The 14,696-nt window shown below is 42.7% G+C and carries 11 protein-coding genes; 5 read left to right on the forward strand and 6 right to left on the reverse strand.

What is annotated here, in order from left to right:
• Positions 1–126: 126 nt before the first annotated feature.
• From ACSSS3_RS00805 to ACSSS3_RS00830, 6 genes are all read right to left on the reverse strand, one after another.
• Positions 127–1,455: an MFS transporter gene (locus ACSSS3_RS00805; protein ID WP_442846056.1), complete on the reverse strand. Its 1,329-nt coding sequence runs from the start codon at positions 1,453–1,455 to the stop codon at positions 127–129.
• An 86-nt stretch (positions 1,456–1,541) separates the two neighbouring features.
• Entirely contained in the window at positions 1,542–2,360 is an 819-nt protein-coding gene (locus ACSSS3_RS00810) for a M48 family metallopeptidase (RefSeq protein WP_442846057.1), read from the reverse strand.
• 91 nt (positions 2,361–2,451) lie between these two features.
• Entirely contained in the window at positions 2,452–4,845 is a 2,394-nt protein-coding gene (locus ACSSS3_RS00815) for a glycoside hydrolase family 31 protein (RefSeq protein ID WP_442846058.1), read from the reverse strand.
• A 280-nt stretch (positions 4,846–5,125) separates the two neighbouring features.
• Complete coding sequence (gene glgB, locus ACSSS3_RS00820; RefSeq protein ID WP_442846059.1) at positions 5,126–7,054, reverse strand: 1,4-alpha-glucan branching protein GlgB; 1,929 nt, start codon at positions 7,052–7,054, stop codon at positions 5,126–5,128.
• Positions 7,047–8,684 carry a maltokinase N-terminal cap-like domain-containing protein gene (locus tag ACSSS3_RS00825; protein WP_442846060.1) on the reverse strand — a complete coding sequence of 546 codons (1,638 nt, stop codon included), beginning with the start codon at positions 8,682–8,684 and terminating at the stop codon, positions 7,047–7,049. Before ACSSS3_RS00825 ends, glgB begins: the two co-directional genes overlap by 8 nt.
• Positions 8,685–8,729: 45 nt before the next feature.
• Positions 8,730–10,664: an alpha-1,4-glucan--maltose-1-phosphate maltosyltransferase gene (locus tag ACSSS3_RS00830; protein WP_442846061.1), complete on the reverse strand. Its 1,935-nt coding sequence runs from the start codon at positions 10,662–10,664 to the stop codon at positions 8,730–8,732.
• Between the two features lie 189 nt (positions 10,665–10,853).
• Between ACSSS3_RS00830 and msrB (ACSSS3_RS00835) the strand changes: the two genes are divergently transcribed.
• The 5 genes from msrB (ACSSS3_RS00835) (at position 10,854) to lpdA (ending at position 14,626) form a co-directional block, all read left to right on the forward strand.
• Positions 10,854–11,327: a peptide-methionine (R)-S-oxide reductase MsrB gene (msrB, locus tag ACSSS3_RS00835; RefSeq protein ID WP_228230303.1), complete on the forward strand. Its 474-nt coding sequence runs from the start codon at positions 10,854–10,856 to the stop codon at positions 11,325–11,327.
• A 216-nt stretch (positions 11,328–11,543) separates the two neighbouring features.
• On the forward strand, positions 11,544–11,942 hold the full coding sequence (gene msrB, locus ACSSS3_RS00840; RefSeq protein ID WP_442846062.1) for a peptide-methionine (R)-S-oxide reductase MsrB: 399 nt from the start codon (positions 11,544–11,546) through the stop codon (positions 11,940–11,942).
• Between the two features lie 61 nt (positions 11,943–12,003).
• Complete coding sequence (locus tag ACSSS3_RS00845) at positions 12,004–12,516, forward strand: hypothetical protein (RefSeq protein WP_442846063.1); 513 nt, start codon at positions 12,004–12,006, stop codon at positions 12,514–12,516.
• Positions 12,517–12,595: 79 nt separating this feature from the next.
• Positions 12,596–13,162 carry a uracil-DNA glycosylase family protein gene (locus tag ACSSS3_RS00850; RefSeq protein ID WP_442847379.1) on the forward strand — a complete coding sequence of 189 codons (567 nt, stop codon included), beginning with the start codon at positions 12,596–12,598 and terminating at the stop codon, positions 13,160–13,162.
• Positions 13,163–13,249: 87 nt separating this feature from the next.
• A complete protein-coding gene (gene lpdA / locus ACSSS3_RS00855; RefSeq protein WP_442846064.1) occupies positions 13,250–14,626 on the forward strand; it encodes a dihydrolipoyl dehydrogenase in 1,377 nt (458 codons plus the stop codon).
• Positions 14,627–14,696 lie beyond the last annotated feature (70 nt).

The raw sequence follows: 14,696 nt of genomic DNA on the forward strand, positions 1-14,696 counted from the left end.
GAGCTTGTCGAAATATTTTCAACTTACTGATTATCAAAATCGGTTTCGACAGGCTCAACCTGACAACTCAGTTTATTAAGACTTTTTAGACAGCCTCTTTTATTTCTCCAATTTAATTTAAGCTATTTAGGCCTGTTCGATAATTCGCTTTCGCGGAACGAAAAACAGTAGAATCACTCCCACGGCAAAAAAGGCGATAAAAAAGAGAATCGCATAGCGAATGCTGGTTTGTTCGGCGATGAAACCGTAAGTAGACATCCCGATCACTATGCCTATTTTTTCGGAAACATCATAAAAGCTGAAATACGAAGCGGTGTCCTTCTCCCCTTCCGGAATTAATTTTGAATAGGTAGAACGCGATAAAGATTGAATTCCGCCCATAACCAGACCTACAAATGCTGCGGTGATGTAAAACTGAAACGGTGTCGTGATGGTGTAGGCATAAATACAAATGATGATCCATATCATATTGATCACAATGAGCGTAGGGATATTCCCAAACTTCGCCGAAGCTTTTGAAGTCAGCCAGGCGCCTAAAACGGCAACCAACTGAATGAGCAGGATACTCACGATGAGCCCCGTGGTGCTGTCTGTTTCGCCCCAATTTAATTCTTCAATACCAAAATAGGTTGCGATAAGCATAATGGTTTGCACCGCCATACTGTACACAAAAAAAGCAGTCAGATAGGTGCGCATCGGCTTATCGTATTTAAGCTTCTTCCAGATTTTCTTCAATTCTTTAAAGCCATTAAAGAGCACATCGTTGGTGAGTTTTTCCTTTTTATTGCCCTTCGGAAGGTAATAGTAGGTGTATTGGCTGAAGCCTATCCACCACAAACCGGTAAGTACAAATGAAAAACGGGTTGGGAAGTCTTCATTTTCAAAACCAAAAGTCTTGTGCAACAAAATCATGGCCAGACACACACATAGTAAAATTACGCTACCTACATATCCCAGCGAATAGCCTTTGGCACTGATGCGATCCTGCTGATCTGGAAATGCGATATCCGGTAAATAGGAATTGTAAAACACCAGACTACCCCAAAAACCAATCAATGCCAGAAAGTAACACAACAAACCGAACCACAAAAAATCGGTATTAAACCAGTACAATCCAATACAGGAAACAGCCCCGAGGTAGCAGAAAAACTTCATAAAGAATTTCTTATTCCCCACATAATCTGCAATGCCGCTCAACAACGGACTCAAAAAGGAAACCATCAAAAACGCGGCTGCAGTGACGTAGCTGATGAGCGTATCGTTATTAAAATCCCTGCCTAAAAAATTGACGGTATCATTCAATTTGTTGCCATCGGCGTCTTTTACAATGGTAATAGCTCCATAAAAAATGGGAAAAATGGCTGAGGCAATTACCAGGCTGTAGACCGAGTTGGCCCAGTCGTAAAAGGCCCAGGCATTCAAGAGTTTCTTACTTCCTTTTGGCAAAGCTTCCATAAGCAGATGGTTCAGTTTAAGAAGGGGCTAAAATAAGAAAGCCGCTTCAATAGAAGCGGCTTTTGAATTTCTTTTTTAACAAATCGTTATTTGGTAGGATTCACTCCAAATTTTTGAGCTTCGGCTACTGCTCGTGGAGCAATTTCCTTCAAACGCGCAATACGCGTGTCTGCCGAAGGGTGCGTACTTAAAAACTCCGGTGGAGCCTGTCCGCCTGAAGCAGCGCGCATACGCTCCCATAAACTGATTGCAGCATAAGGGTCGTAACCCGCGATAGCAGCGATTATGGTACCAATCTCATCAGCCTGATTTTCGTGACTACGGCTAAAGGGTAACATACCGCCTACGGTTGTACCCAAACCGTATGCCTGATTAAAGATTTGCTGCTTTTGAGGGTCATTACCTATAAGCACTGAACCTGCAACTGCGCCTAAACTTTGTGCCTGAGCAGCTGTCATACGCTGTGCCCCGTGATTGGCCATAGCGTGAGCAAGCTCGTGACCCATTACCATTGCAAGACCGGCCTCAGTTTCGGCAACCGGAAGCAAACCTGTAAAAACTACAATCTTACCACCGGGCATACAGAACGCGTTTACAGCATCATCCTTAATGAGATTGTATTCCCACTGGTAATCATCCAGGTAATTAGGGTATCCAAGAGCAGTCATATAGCGTTCTGCCGCAACCGCGATACGGTCACCTACACGTTTAACTTCGGCAGCTTCAGCAGTACCTCTTACTACATTATTTTCTGCTAAAAATTGGTTGTATTGCTGAAAAGACGACGGGAAAATTTGTTCATTGCTGTAAGCATTGAAGGTTTTCTTGCCCGTAAACGGACTGGTTTTACAGCTTAAAACCAGCGCAAGCGTTATAAAAACGAGTATAAGTTGTTTGAGTTTCATGGTATAGTATTAAATTTTAACAGGATGAAATTACAAATTCTAACTACCTGTTTTTTAACAATTAGCTAAACTTTAATAGTACTTGTGAAAATTATCCTATTATGTGAACTACTGAAAAATCTTCAGGAAGTTTTAAATATTTATCTTCCTTATCCAGATTATTCAAATCATATGCCACATTATCTACCTTGATTTTCTTGATACGAAAAGGTAAGCCTATGAGATTGAGTTTAATGGTATCGTATTCTGTCTCAAAAGTTCCGCCCTTGTGCTGCTGAATGGTTAAGTCTGAAGCCTTACCTCTCAGTTTAAAATTGCGTAAACTGTATCTGCCTTTTTTATAATCATAGCCATCATTAGCATCCTCATAGACTTTAGAGTCTACAACATCTTCCGCGTAGTACACGTCCAGTTTGAGTTCGTCAATAACCTGTTCTCCCACATACTGCTGCACGGGATATCGCGGTATGATGCTCCCTTTCTGCACAAACATGGGAATGCAATCTATATCTGCATCTACCCAAATCTCGCGCCCGCCCTCAAGGTATTCGTTAGTCCAGAAATTGTACCAGCCACCACGGGCGAGGTACATTCTGCGTCCCTTGGAGTTGGGTTCTAAAATGGGACAAACCAAAATGCTGTTACCAAAAATAAACTCATCGCTGCGGTAATGGGTATGTGGGTCGTCCTGATCAAAATACACCAAAGGTTTAAGCATAGGGATGCCTTCTGTGGCATAATCGTAAAACATGGTATACAGATAAGGCAATAAGGTATAGCGCAGCTCGATAAAGCTTCGGGTAATGTCTGTTATTTCGTCATCAAATGACCAGGGTTCCTGATCTCCGTGATGCCCGGAAGAGTGTACCCTGCAGAAGGGGTGAAAAACCCCAAGCTGAATCCAGCGTACAAATAATTCGCCGGTAGGCTGCTCGGCAAAACCGCCAATATCAGTACCGGTGAAAGACATTCCGCTGAGACACATGCGTTGTACCTGATTGTTGGCTATCCACAGGTGCTCCCAGGTAGCGACGTTATCTCCTGTCCATGAAGAAGTATAGCGCTGTGCGCCGCTGTATGCACTACGTGTAATTACCAAAGGTCTTTTAGGATAGACATATTTTTTAACGCCTTCATAGGTCGCTCGCGCCATTTGAGTACCGTAAACGTTATGGGCTTTACGATGACTACAGGGATGCCCGTCAAAATCGTGACGCACATCATCGGGGAAGGTTTTGCCGGGAACTTCCATAACCGCGGGCTCGTTCATATCATTCCATACACCACGTACACCAATTTCTCCTACCAGTTCTTTAAATAAGCCGGCCCACCATTCCCTTACTTCGGGATTGGTATAATCTGGAAAAGCACATTCTCCCGGCCAGACTTTACCTATCATATCTGGCCCGTCTGCACGTTTACAGAAATAGCCATTTTCTAATGCCTGGCGATAGACCCAGTAATCGGGATCGATTTTGATTCCCGGATCTATAATTACAATAGTTTTAAAACCGTCGTTTAACAATTCACGCACCATACGCTTGGGGTCAGGAAAATATTCCTTATTCCAGGTAAAACATCTAAAACCCTCCATATAATCGATGTCGAGATAAATGCCATCACAGGGAATTTTAAGATCCCTGAATTTTTTTGCAATGCCCTTAACCGTGCTTTCCGGATAATAACTCCATTTACATTGCTGAAAACCCAGCGTCCACAAGGGCGGTAGCTCAGGTTTACCGGTAAGGTGGGTATAGCTCTGCACTACCTCACTCATATCGGGACCATAAATAAAATAATAGTTCATCTCCCCTCCGGGTGCCCAGAAGCTGGTAACATCGAGCCGTTCCTGACAAAAATCGAAAGTGGATTTAAAAGTATTATCAAAAAATATCCCGTAAGCCCTTTTGTCCTTCAGCCCTATATAGAACGGAACACTCTTGTAAATGGGATCTGTTTCCTTACCAAAAGCATACGAATCTGTCGCCCAGTTGGAGAAACGCTTTCCTCTTAAATTTAAATGCACGGGTTTATCTCCCAGACCGTAAAAGGCTTCTCCGGGATGAGAGCGCTTGTTCATTTTGACAATGTTTCCGCCAAGCGTAAAACTTTCCTCATAATGAAAACCAACTTCATCCTCATTGATAAGATTTCCCTCTATGTCCAAAATTTTGGTCTGCAGACTTATCTTTTCGATCTTGATGATGAGCTTGGCAGTGGTAACAATGTGAAAATTTTTATTCTCGCTAAGTTCAAGATGGTTGTAACCTATGAGATTTTCAGGATCAACGGCATAGGAAAAGTCCTCTTCAAGAATGCCACGGGTACCGTAGCGAAAACGAATTACGCTATCGCGTAAAACGGTAAGTTCAAGAATTACATTGTTTTCGGTCGTAAAATAGAGGGTATCAACCTCCTGCCGTATATTTTTTATGGTATTGGGAAACTGATTTCCTTTTTGTTCTAATTCGGTATTCGTAATCATGCGTTACTGGCGTTTTACGTTTTAATCAAATACTGTTTATTGGGGAATTCAACGGAAGGAATACTTCCTGATAATCAACGGCTGTTTGAATTTAATCATCATCACCAGGCTTCTTGCTAAGCGCAAACTAAGTTACTGGTTTCCTATTAATATCTCTTTTAGGGTTTGAAAAGATATCAACGAACTAGTAAACAGAAAATCGCTGAAATCAATGTTTATCACTTGTAAAAAACACTAAAAGGAGCTTTTCTGCTCCTTTTAGTGTTTTAAATTATTCTCCTTATTTGTCTGACAAAGCAAAGACCAAAGTTGCCAGAGGTGCCAGGTCAAGCTTAATGCTGTTTTCTCTGGAGTTCCAGGGCACAGCTTCCACCGCCACGCGTTCGGTGAGGTAATCACCACTGCCGCCGTACTCTTTCTTATTGGTATTGAGTATTTCCTGCAGACTGGCTTTCGCCTTAAAAATTTCTGAAGGCACACCTACACGATAGTTTTCGCGGGGTACCGGGGTGAAGTTACAAATTACCAATACCGTTTCTTTTGGTTTATTTCCCTTACGCAGATACGACAGCACGCTGTTCTCAGAATCAGACCACTCGATCCATTCAAAACCTTCGTGGCTAAACTGCTTTTCATACAAGGCCGGGTGGGATTTATACAGTTTATTCAAATCGGTCACGCAAGCCTGCATACCTTTATGGAAATCGTATTGCAAAAGGTGCCAATCCAGGCTTTGCTGAAAATTCCACTCTGAGCTTTGTGCAAACTCCCCTCCCTGAAAAATAAGATTGGTACCGGGATGGGTAAACATATAACCAAACATCAACCTCAGGTTTGCAAAGCGTTGCCACTCGGTTCCCGGCATACGGTCAAAAAGAGATTTTTTACCGTAAACCACCTCATCGTGGGAGAGCGGTAACATAAAATTCTCTGAGAACGCATAGGTCATTGAGAAGGTTATATCATTCTGATGGTATTTGCGATATACCGGCTCTTTCTTAAAATACTCCAGCGTATCGTGCATCCAGCCCATCATCCACTTCATTCCAAAACCGAGTCCGCCCAGAAAAACCGGTTTTGAAACGCCGGTATAACTGGTAGATTCTTCAGCTATGGTTTGCACATCGGGATAGTTTTTGAACACGGTAACATTAAGCTCTTCCAAAAATGAAATGGCATCCAGGTTTTCGCGACCTCCAAACTGATTAGGCTCCCACTCCCCGTCTTCACGCGAATAATCGAGGTATAACATAGAAGCTACTGCATCAACACGCAGGCCGTCAATATGGTACTGATCTAGCCAGAACAAAGCATTACTGATGAGGAAAGCACGCACTTCATTACGCCCGTAATTAAAAATTAAAGACTTCCAATCGGGGTGCCAGCCTTTACGCGGATCCGGGTGTTCGTATAAATGAGACCCGTCAAAATTACCCAGACCGTGTGCATCTTCGGGAAAATGTGAGGGTACCCAGTCTAAAATGACTCCAATACCTGCCTGGTGGAATTTATCAACCAGGAGCATAAATTCTTCAGGATATCCAAAACGGGAGGTCGGTGCAAAATATCCGGTCAATTGATAACCCCAGCTGGGATCGTATGGATATTCCATAATGGGCATAAACTCCACGTGAGTAAATTCCATTTGTTTAACGTAGGCAACCAAATCATCGGCCATTTCGGTATAACTCAGGCTGCGGTTCTCGTTTCCGGTTTTTTTCCACGACCCCAGATGCACCTCGTAAACCGAAAATGGAGTGTCAAGCGCGTTATGTTTCGCGCGGTTTTTCATCCATTTACTGTCTTTCCACTTGTAATTGGTATCGTAGATGACCGAAGCTGTCTTAGGCGGATGCTCAGCCCTGCGGGCGAAAGGATCTGCCTTTTCGGTTTTTACATCATTGTGATGCGACTGAATTTTATATTTATAGATGGTACCGTGACCCACATCGGGTATAAAGCCTTCCCAAATACCACTGCCGTCCCAGCGCACGTTGAGTTTGTGATCGCCTTCAAGCCAATAGTTAAAATCACCTACTACCGAAACCGATTTGGCACTTGGTGCCCAGACTGCAAAATACGTCCCCTTCTTACCATCTACGGTTACAGGGTGGGAACCCAGCTTTTCATAAAGCCTGAAATGCTTTCCGGCTTTAAAAAGCTCAATGTCAAAATCTGAAAATAAACTATATGTGTGTACGTTACTCATGTTTTTTTTGATTAAGTATGTTGGAGATTCCTTTTAAGGGAATTATTGCCCAGCGTGGTCTGGCATTGAGCTCATAGCCCAACTCATAAACCGCTTTCTCCAGCAGGCAATATTGTAATAAAAATTCGATTTCCTTGATGTAGCCAATATTAAGATTGGCTTGTTGCACCTCCTGAATGTAGGTACGTAAAAATACACCTACTATATTACTGTACAACACTTCGGCGATTTGAAAGAGCTCATCAAGCTCATAATCATACTCCTCGTGGTTGTTGAATATAGTAGCATAGATTGCATAATTAAACGATCTGAACATACCGGCCACATCTTTAATAGGTGCTTGCTTCACCTTTCGGTCCCTGATGGTGCTTTCGGGCTCGCCCTCAAAATCGATGATGTAAAAATCCCGCTCGTGAACCAGTACCTGCCCCAGGTGATAATCGCCGTGTATGCGCAGACGTTCACTCTTCAGTTTATCTTCATCAAAATCAAGCAGCTGTTTTCTAATGACCTTTTTATTACTCAAGAATTCCTGTGCCAGTTCGAGCTGCAAGCCATCTAACTTATGCAGATTATTTTCAACCAGATTTATTCGGTTTTCAAACTGATAAATCAATCTGTTTTTGAGCCAAACGGAATAATCATTACCAAAAGGTTGTGGTGTAAAAGCCGTGTTGATGCGCTCCTGCCCCAGACCTATGTGCATCTGGGCGGTACGCAAAGCCAGATTGGAAACATCCTCAAAAAAACTAAGGGGACACCAGGCCAGTACTGTTGAAGAAACATCGGTCACAGCAAGCTGCTCCAGATACTTTGTAGGCCTTAGGGTCTCAAGCTTCGGTTTTTGATTGGATAATTCTTTAAAAATGAGTTTAAGATTGTGGGTAAAATACTCCCAGGCATCCCCTTTATTGGGCACCAGCTCCTGCATCAATCCCAGAGTGATCACGTTTTTATCGCTAAACTTAAGGGTGATACTGCCCAGGTATCTGGGGGTGTTTTTAAAAAACCCTTTCATCGTGAGATACTTACTGATCTCATAATCGGGGTTTTCATCTACATAAACTCTTCTGAAAATTTTCAGGATACAGGATTCATTATAGATAATAGACGTATTGCTTTGCTCTACCCCCATTAATCTGCTGCTCTCGTAGCCTGAAATGGTATTAGACCTGCCTCTGCGGTAGGCAATCTCTTTATAGCGGTATTTTTCGCCCTCAAGAATTTTTAAAAAGATTTGCTTTCGAAAAGACTCCAGAAGCAGCGCATCTACCAGAAAACCTTCTTTACCGTTGAGTCTTAAACGTGCAATAAGCTTATCGCCTACCAGGCTTTGATCGGTTATAAAAGCTATGGGTAAGAAGTAATTCTGCACAAAAGCCTCCTGAAAATTTACTTCAAGAACTATCCCGTAAAACCGATCCTTTTGATCTTCGATAGGAAAACTATCAATGATTTCCAGATACTTTAATGCACTGGCTTTGCCGCCATACCAACGCTGCTTGAGGATGTAAGGTTGTAAAATATCATTGCAGAGTTCGCGATTAAAACGCTCGTTCTCCAATAAATCTTCCCAACGGGACTCGTATTTATAATCTAGTCTGCCGTCAATTTGATTTTCCTCGGCCATGGGTTTGGTTTAATTAGTTAGTTTTCCTTTAAAGCGTGGAGTATTTTATTTAAATACCTGAAAAATGTGAAAAGGTAATGAGGGGTGCAATTCCACATAATTCCATTCTTCGTTCCAGGTATAGGTACTGTCTGTGATTACGTCTTTCAGCGTTAATTCAGAACCCGGTGCCAGATTCATCAGTTCGTATGGCAGGCGTAAACTACCTGCTTGTTTGTAATAGGGATCAAGACTCACGACAACGAGAATTTCGTTTTTAAAACCTTCATCCCACTTATAAAATGCCAGTAAACCGTCGTTATGCAGATCGCAAAAACGAATATTATTGGTCTGCTGAAGTGCTGTATGCTGTTTACGTACTGCGTTTATTTTGCTTATAAGGCGTATAAGTTTATTGTCTTTCTTCCAATCCCAATGGCGAATCTGGTATTTTTCAGAATTCATATACTCTTCTTTTCCGGGAACAGGATCGCTCTCCATAAATTCATAAACGGGGCCGTATAAACCTATATTTGAACTTAAGGTAGCAGCCAGTGCATAGCGAATAAGATGCTGTGCCTCGTTAGCTCCCTGCAGATGCCAGGGGTTGATGTCTGGTGTATTGGGCCAAAAATTGGGACGGTAATATTCCTTTTGTTTGGTCTGCGTAAGCTCGGTCATATACTCGATGAGTTCGCTTTTACTGGTACGCCAGGTGAAATAGGTGTACGACTGACTGTAGCCCTGTTTTGCAAGTTGCTGCATGATTTTTGGACGTGAAAAGGCTTCAGCTAAAAACAGCACATCGGGATGCTCTTTTTTAATTTCTGCAATAAACCAGTTCCAAAAATAGAAAGGTTTGGTATGCGGGTTATCAACTCTAAATATTTTGATTCCCATATCAACCCATTGCAAGGCTACGCTCAGCAATTCTTCCCAGAGTTCTTTATAATCTTCAGACTCCCAGTAAAAATTGACGATGTCCTGGTATTTCTTTGGCGGATTCTCTGCGTATTGCATGGTACCATCTGGTCGCTTTTTAAACCATGACGGATGCTCGGTAAGGTAAGGATGGTCGGGAGCAGCCTGAAATGCAAGATCCATAGCCACTTCAATTCCTAAGCTTTCGGCGTGGTTAATTAGATTTCTGAAATCAGCTTCGGTCCCTAATTCCGGATGAATGGCTTTATGGCCGCCGTGTTTAGAGCCTATACCCCAGGGCACTCCACTATCACCCGGTTCGGCATTGGTTGCATTATTTCTGCCTTTTCGGTTTACTTCGCCTATAGGATGTATGGGTGGAAAATACAAGGTGTCAAAACCCATCGCCGCCACGCGTGGCAACAAGCGCTCACAATCTTTAAAAGTCCCGTGTTTGCCCGGTTCTTCACTTGCTGAACGCGGAAAGAACTCATACCATGTACTAAAACGCGCTTTATAGCGATCTACATAGACTTCAAGCGCTTTACTTTCGTGGGCGAGATTTCGCGTTGGATGATCTCTAAAAATGCGGTGTAAGTCTTCAGAAATCGCGTATTTGCAGGCCTCATCATAACGTTTTTCGTCTGCAAACAAGTCTTTGAGCATTCCTACATAGTGCTTCCCGTTGTCATCCAGTTTTTGGCTAACTGCCTCCAGATGTTGAATGCCGTCGAGCAACTCGCTTTTTACATATTGAGCATCCTTTAGTTTAGCTTCTATACCATGTTGCCAGTTGAGCGGATGATCAATCCACCCACGAATCTTGTATTCATAAAATCCCTGGTGTTCTACTCTAAAAGCGGCAGCATAGGCATCATTTACTAATGGAGCCATTCGTACGGTTTGCCAGGTTTTATCTGTTTTACGCTTAAAGCAAACTTCGGCCTGTAATACATCGTGGCCATCTCCCAGCACATCTGCGGTTACGTGTACCAGTTCACCGGTTACTCTTTTGATAAAAAAATCCCCACCTTGCAGCTGGGGTTCTATATTTTCTATAACAATGCGTTCTCGTGTCAAGGTTGGTTAATTTAAATTTTTGATTAAATAAATAATACTCTTTAAAAATAGCAATTATTAATGATAACTGCTTTTAAAATACAAATTTGACAATTGTGTTAACACTCCTAAGCGTTAGTCTTTTGTTAAAACCCCGACCAAGCGTAGCAGAGCTACAGACTTTGGCTAATTTTAAACAAAAAGAATACTATGAAAAAAATACTGATTTTAGGCTTGCTGGTGAGTTTTGCTGCCTGTAAAGGCACGGCTCAGCAGGAAAAGCAGGAAAATTTTCCGGTGACCAAGACCGAAGCAGAATGGAGAGCTGAGCTTTCTTCTGAAGAATTTTATGTGCTAAGAGAGGAAGGTACCGAACGTGCCTTTACCAGCGATTTGCTCAACAACAAGCAAAAAGGTACTTACGTATGTGCGGCCTGCCAAACCCCGGTTTTTAAAAGCGAAACCAAGTTTGACAGTGGTACCGGCTGGCCTTCATTTTACGATTATATTGAAGGTAATGTCGCCTTTTCGTCAGACAACAAACTGGGCTATACCCGTACCGAAGAGCATTGCGCTACCTGTGGCGGACATCTGGGACACGTTTTTGATGACGGACCAAAACCAACCGGCAAGCGCCATTGCATCAATGGTGTGGCATTAGATTTTGTTCCTGAAGCCCCCTAACCCCCAAAGGGGAAACAGATCTTACCTTAAAACAAAAATTTATATTACTAAAAGCCTCCCTTTGAAGGGAGGTTGAGGGATGTAAATTGGAGGCATCTAAAAGAATACTAAAGCTTGTAGAAGAATGACATTTCAACCGAAACCTTTTATAAGTGCGTCGAAGTGCGGATTAAGCGATTTCCGTCTTCACGGAAATGAAAAAAGAGAATTATAATCATGAAAGAATATCCTGTAAAGAAAACGGAAGCCCAATGGAAAGAAGAATTGGGCCCCGAGCGTTATCAAATTTTACGCGGTAAAGGCACCGAAAGACCACATACCGGTAAGTACAATCTGCATTTTGAAAAAGATGGCACCTACCACTGTGGCGCTTGTGATGCCAGGCTCTTTGAGGCTGACAGCAAATTTGAGAGCGGTTGCGGCTGGCCCAGTTTTGACGAGTCGATCCCCGGAGCTGTCGAGTACGTGCGCGATACCACCTTTGGAATGATACGTACCGAAATTTTATGCGCAAACTGCGGCAGTCACTTAGGTCATGTTTTTGATGATGGCCCTACCGAAACCGGACAACGCTATTGCGTGAACTCGGCTTCAATAGACTTCGAAAAGGAGTAAATCCCTTTTTGGAACGACTCTTGATACTACCTCACTAAATAACCTATTAAAATACATATATATGAAAAAATTACTTTCACTACTCGCCCTATTTGCAGTCATATTAACCTCTTGTACCGGGGATCCGGGACCTCCGGGACGCGATGGGATTGACGGTCTTGATGCTCCACTACCTGCCGTTTATGAAGAGACAGCAAATTTTAATTATAATGCTGACGGCAATGTATGGACCTCTCAAGAATTTGGCTACAACGGAGTTCTTGATGGAGATATCATAATTGTTTATTTGAATCTTGGTGGTAGTATTTGGACAAATTTACCTGCAAGCTATTTTGATGAGCAAGGAGAATTCCAATATGTCTATGACTTCGATTTTGCTAGCGGAACTGCACTGCTATCAATTATAGGTGATAGCGATTTAAGTACTCTTGGTGATTCTTACACAGCAGGAGTTTCTATTAGAATTGCGATTATTCCTTCAGAATTAATAGCGCAGTTTGACAAAACACCTAGCTTTAGTGAGTTAATGACTACACTTGATATAGAAGAAAGTGAAATTCAATTAAGAAAATAATTGACCAGTAATAATTATACAAATAGCCCGCAATCTCGCGGGCTATTTTTTGGTCTTAAGCCAAATAAAAGCTGATACTATTAAAAAGTTACTTCAAGAAATAAGACAATGTAAGTTCTGCGAACCGCAGTTGCCTTTAGGCCCCAACCCTATTATTTCGGCTTCGCCAAAGAGCAAAATCGTTTTGGCAAGTCAGGCACCCGGTCGTATTGCCCACGAGCAGTCTGTCGCCTGGGACGATCCCAGTGGGCGCCGCCTGCGCGAATGGCTTGATGTAGATGAAAAAACCTTTTACAATCCCGATAATTTTGCGATTCTGCCTTTAGGCTTTTGCTATCCCGGTAAAAGCAAAACCGGTGATCTCCCGCCCAGACCCGAGTGTGCTCCGCTTTGGCATAAACAGGTAACCGACAGATTTGAATGCGACCCGCTTTACATCCTAATCGGTAATCATTCCCAGCAATTCTACCTTCAGGATAAGCTCACGTTAACGCGGCGTATTCAGAATTTTGAAGCCTATTTGCCCAAGTATTTTGTACTCCCCCATCCTTCTCCGGTTAATCATTTCTGGCTGAATAAAAACAAGTGGTTTGAAAGCGCTGTTTTGCCGGTTCTTAAAGCCGAAATCCAAAAACGCCTTTTGTAAGCCTGTTTCTTAAAATCCCGAAGCTTTAGCGGTTCGTTTTTTAGGCTTTTTATCCGTAAATTCGTGCCTTCAAATTTCACGGAAACTATGAGTAAATACGATATTATTGTCTTAGGAAGTGGACCCGGTGGTTATGTTACAGCTATCAGAGCTTCACAATTAGGTTTTAAAACCGCTATTGTAGAAAAAGAAAGCCTTGGAGGGGTTTGCTTAAACTGGGGTTGTATCCCTACCAAAGCCCTGCTTAAAAGTGCTCAGGTATTTGAATACCTTAAGCATGCCGAAGACTACGGTCTTAAAGTAGAAGGTGCCGATAAGGATTTTGACGCGGTTGTAAAGCGTAGTCGTAACGTGGCAGAAGGGATGAGCAAAGGTGTTCAGTTCCTGATGAAGAAAAATAAAATCGATGTTATTGAAGGTTTTGGCAAGCTAAAACCCGGTAAAAAAATTGATGTTGACGGTACCGAATACAGTGCAGATCACATCATCATCGCTACCGGAGCCCGCTCTCGCGAGTTGCCCAGTTTGCCGCAGGACGGTAAGAAAATTATTGGCTATCGTAAGGCGATGACGCTGGAGAAGCAGCCTAAAAGCATGATCGTAGTAGGATCTGGAGCTATTGGTTGTGAATTTGGTAGTTTTTACAACTCTATGGGTACCGAAGTGACCATCGTAGAATATATGCCAAACATCGTTCCTGTAGAAGATGAGGAAGTGTCTAAGCAATTTGAACGCAGTCTGAAAAAGGCGGGCATCAAAATTATGACCGAAGCTTCTGTAGAGTCTGTTGATACTTCAGGAGATGGTGTGGTTGCTACCGTAAAGACTAAAAAAGGAGAAGAAAAACTGGAAGCAGATATCGTGCTTTCGGCAGTAGGTATTAAAACCAATATCGAAGGCATTGGCCTTGAAGACGTGGGTATTATTACCGATAAAGATAAAGTGATTGTAAACGACTGGTACCAGACTAATATGCCGGGTTATTACGCTATTGGCGACATCACTCCAGGACCTGCGCTGGCACACGTAGCTTCAGCAGAAGGTATTATTTGTGTGGAAAAAATTGCAGGTATGCACGTAGAGAAATTAGACTACGGCAACATCCCGGGATGTACGTATGCATCGCCTGAAATCGCTTCGGTAGGCATGACCGAAAAACAAGCGAAAGAAGCGGGTTACGAACTCAAAATCGGGAAATTCCCATTCTCCGCTTCCGGTAAGGCAAGTGCTGCCGGAAACAAAGATGGTTTTGTAAAAGTAATTTTTGACGCTAAATACGGTGAGTGGTTGGGTTGCCATATGATTGGCGCCGGTGTAACCGATATGATTGCCGAAGCTGTTTTAGGCCGTAAGCTTGAGACTACCGGTCACGAAGTGCTTAAAGCAGTTCACCCGCACCCTACCATGAGTGAGGCTGTGATGGAAGCTGTAGCTGCCGCTTATGATGAAGTGATTCACTTATAGAGTTCGGAGTTCAAAGTTCAAAGTTCAAAGTTCAAAGTTCAAAGTTCAAATAAAATTAAAATCCCTTGAA

Source organism: Leeuwenhoekiella sp. H156 (genome assembly GCF_052218455.1).
GTDB lineage: Bacteria > Bacteroidota > Bacteroidia > Flavobacteriales > Flavobacteriaceae > Leeuwenhoekiella > Leeuwenhoekiella parthenopeia.

What these genes read in the sequence shown, in the direction of transcription:
- ACSSS3_RS00805 (WP_442846056.1), bottom strand. Translation starts at nt 1,455, where the DNA reads ATGGAAGCTTTGCCAAAAGGAAGTAAGAAACTCTTGAATGCCTGGGCC.
- ACSSS3_RS00810 (WP_442846057.1), bottom strand. Translation starts at nt 2,360, where the DNA reads ATGAAACTCAAACAACTTATACTCGTTTTTATAACGCTTGCGCTGGTT.
- ACSSS3_RS00815 (WP_442846058.1), bottom strand. Translation starts at nt 4,845, where the DNA reads ATGATTACGAATACCGAATTAGAACAAAAAGGAAATCAGTTTCCCAAT.
- glgB (WP_442846059.1), bottom strand. Translation starts at nt 7,054, where the DNA reads ATGAGTAACGTACACACATATAGTTTATTTTCAGATTTTGACATTGAG.
- ACSSS3_RS00825 (WP_442846060.1), bottom strand. Translation starts at nt 8,684, where the DNA reads ATGGCCGAGGAAAATCAAATTGACGGCAGACTAGATTATAAATACGAG.
- msrB (WP_228230303.1), top strand. Translation starts at nt 10,854, where the DNA reads ATGAAAAAAATACTGATTTTAGGCTTGCTGGTGAGTTTTGCTGCCTGT.
- msrB (WP_442846062.1), top strand. Translation starts at nt 11,544, where the DNA reads ATGAAAGAATATCCTGTAAAGAAAACGGAAGCCCAATGGAAAGAAGAA.
- ACSSS3_RS00845 (WP_442846063.1), top strand. Translation starts at nt 12,004, where the DNA reads ATGAAAAAATTACTTTCACTACTCGCCCTATTTGCAGTCATATTAACC.
- lpdA (WP_442846064.1), top strand. Translation starts at nt 13,250, where the DNA reads ATGAGTAAATACGATATTATTGTCTTAGGAAGTGGACCCGGTGGTTAT.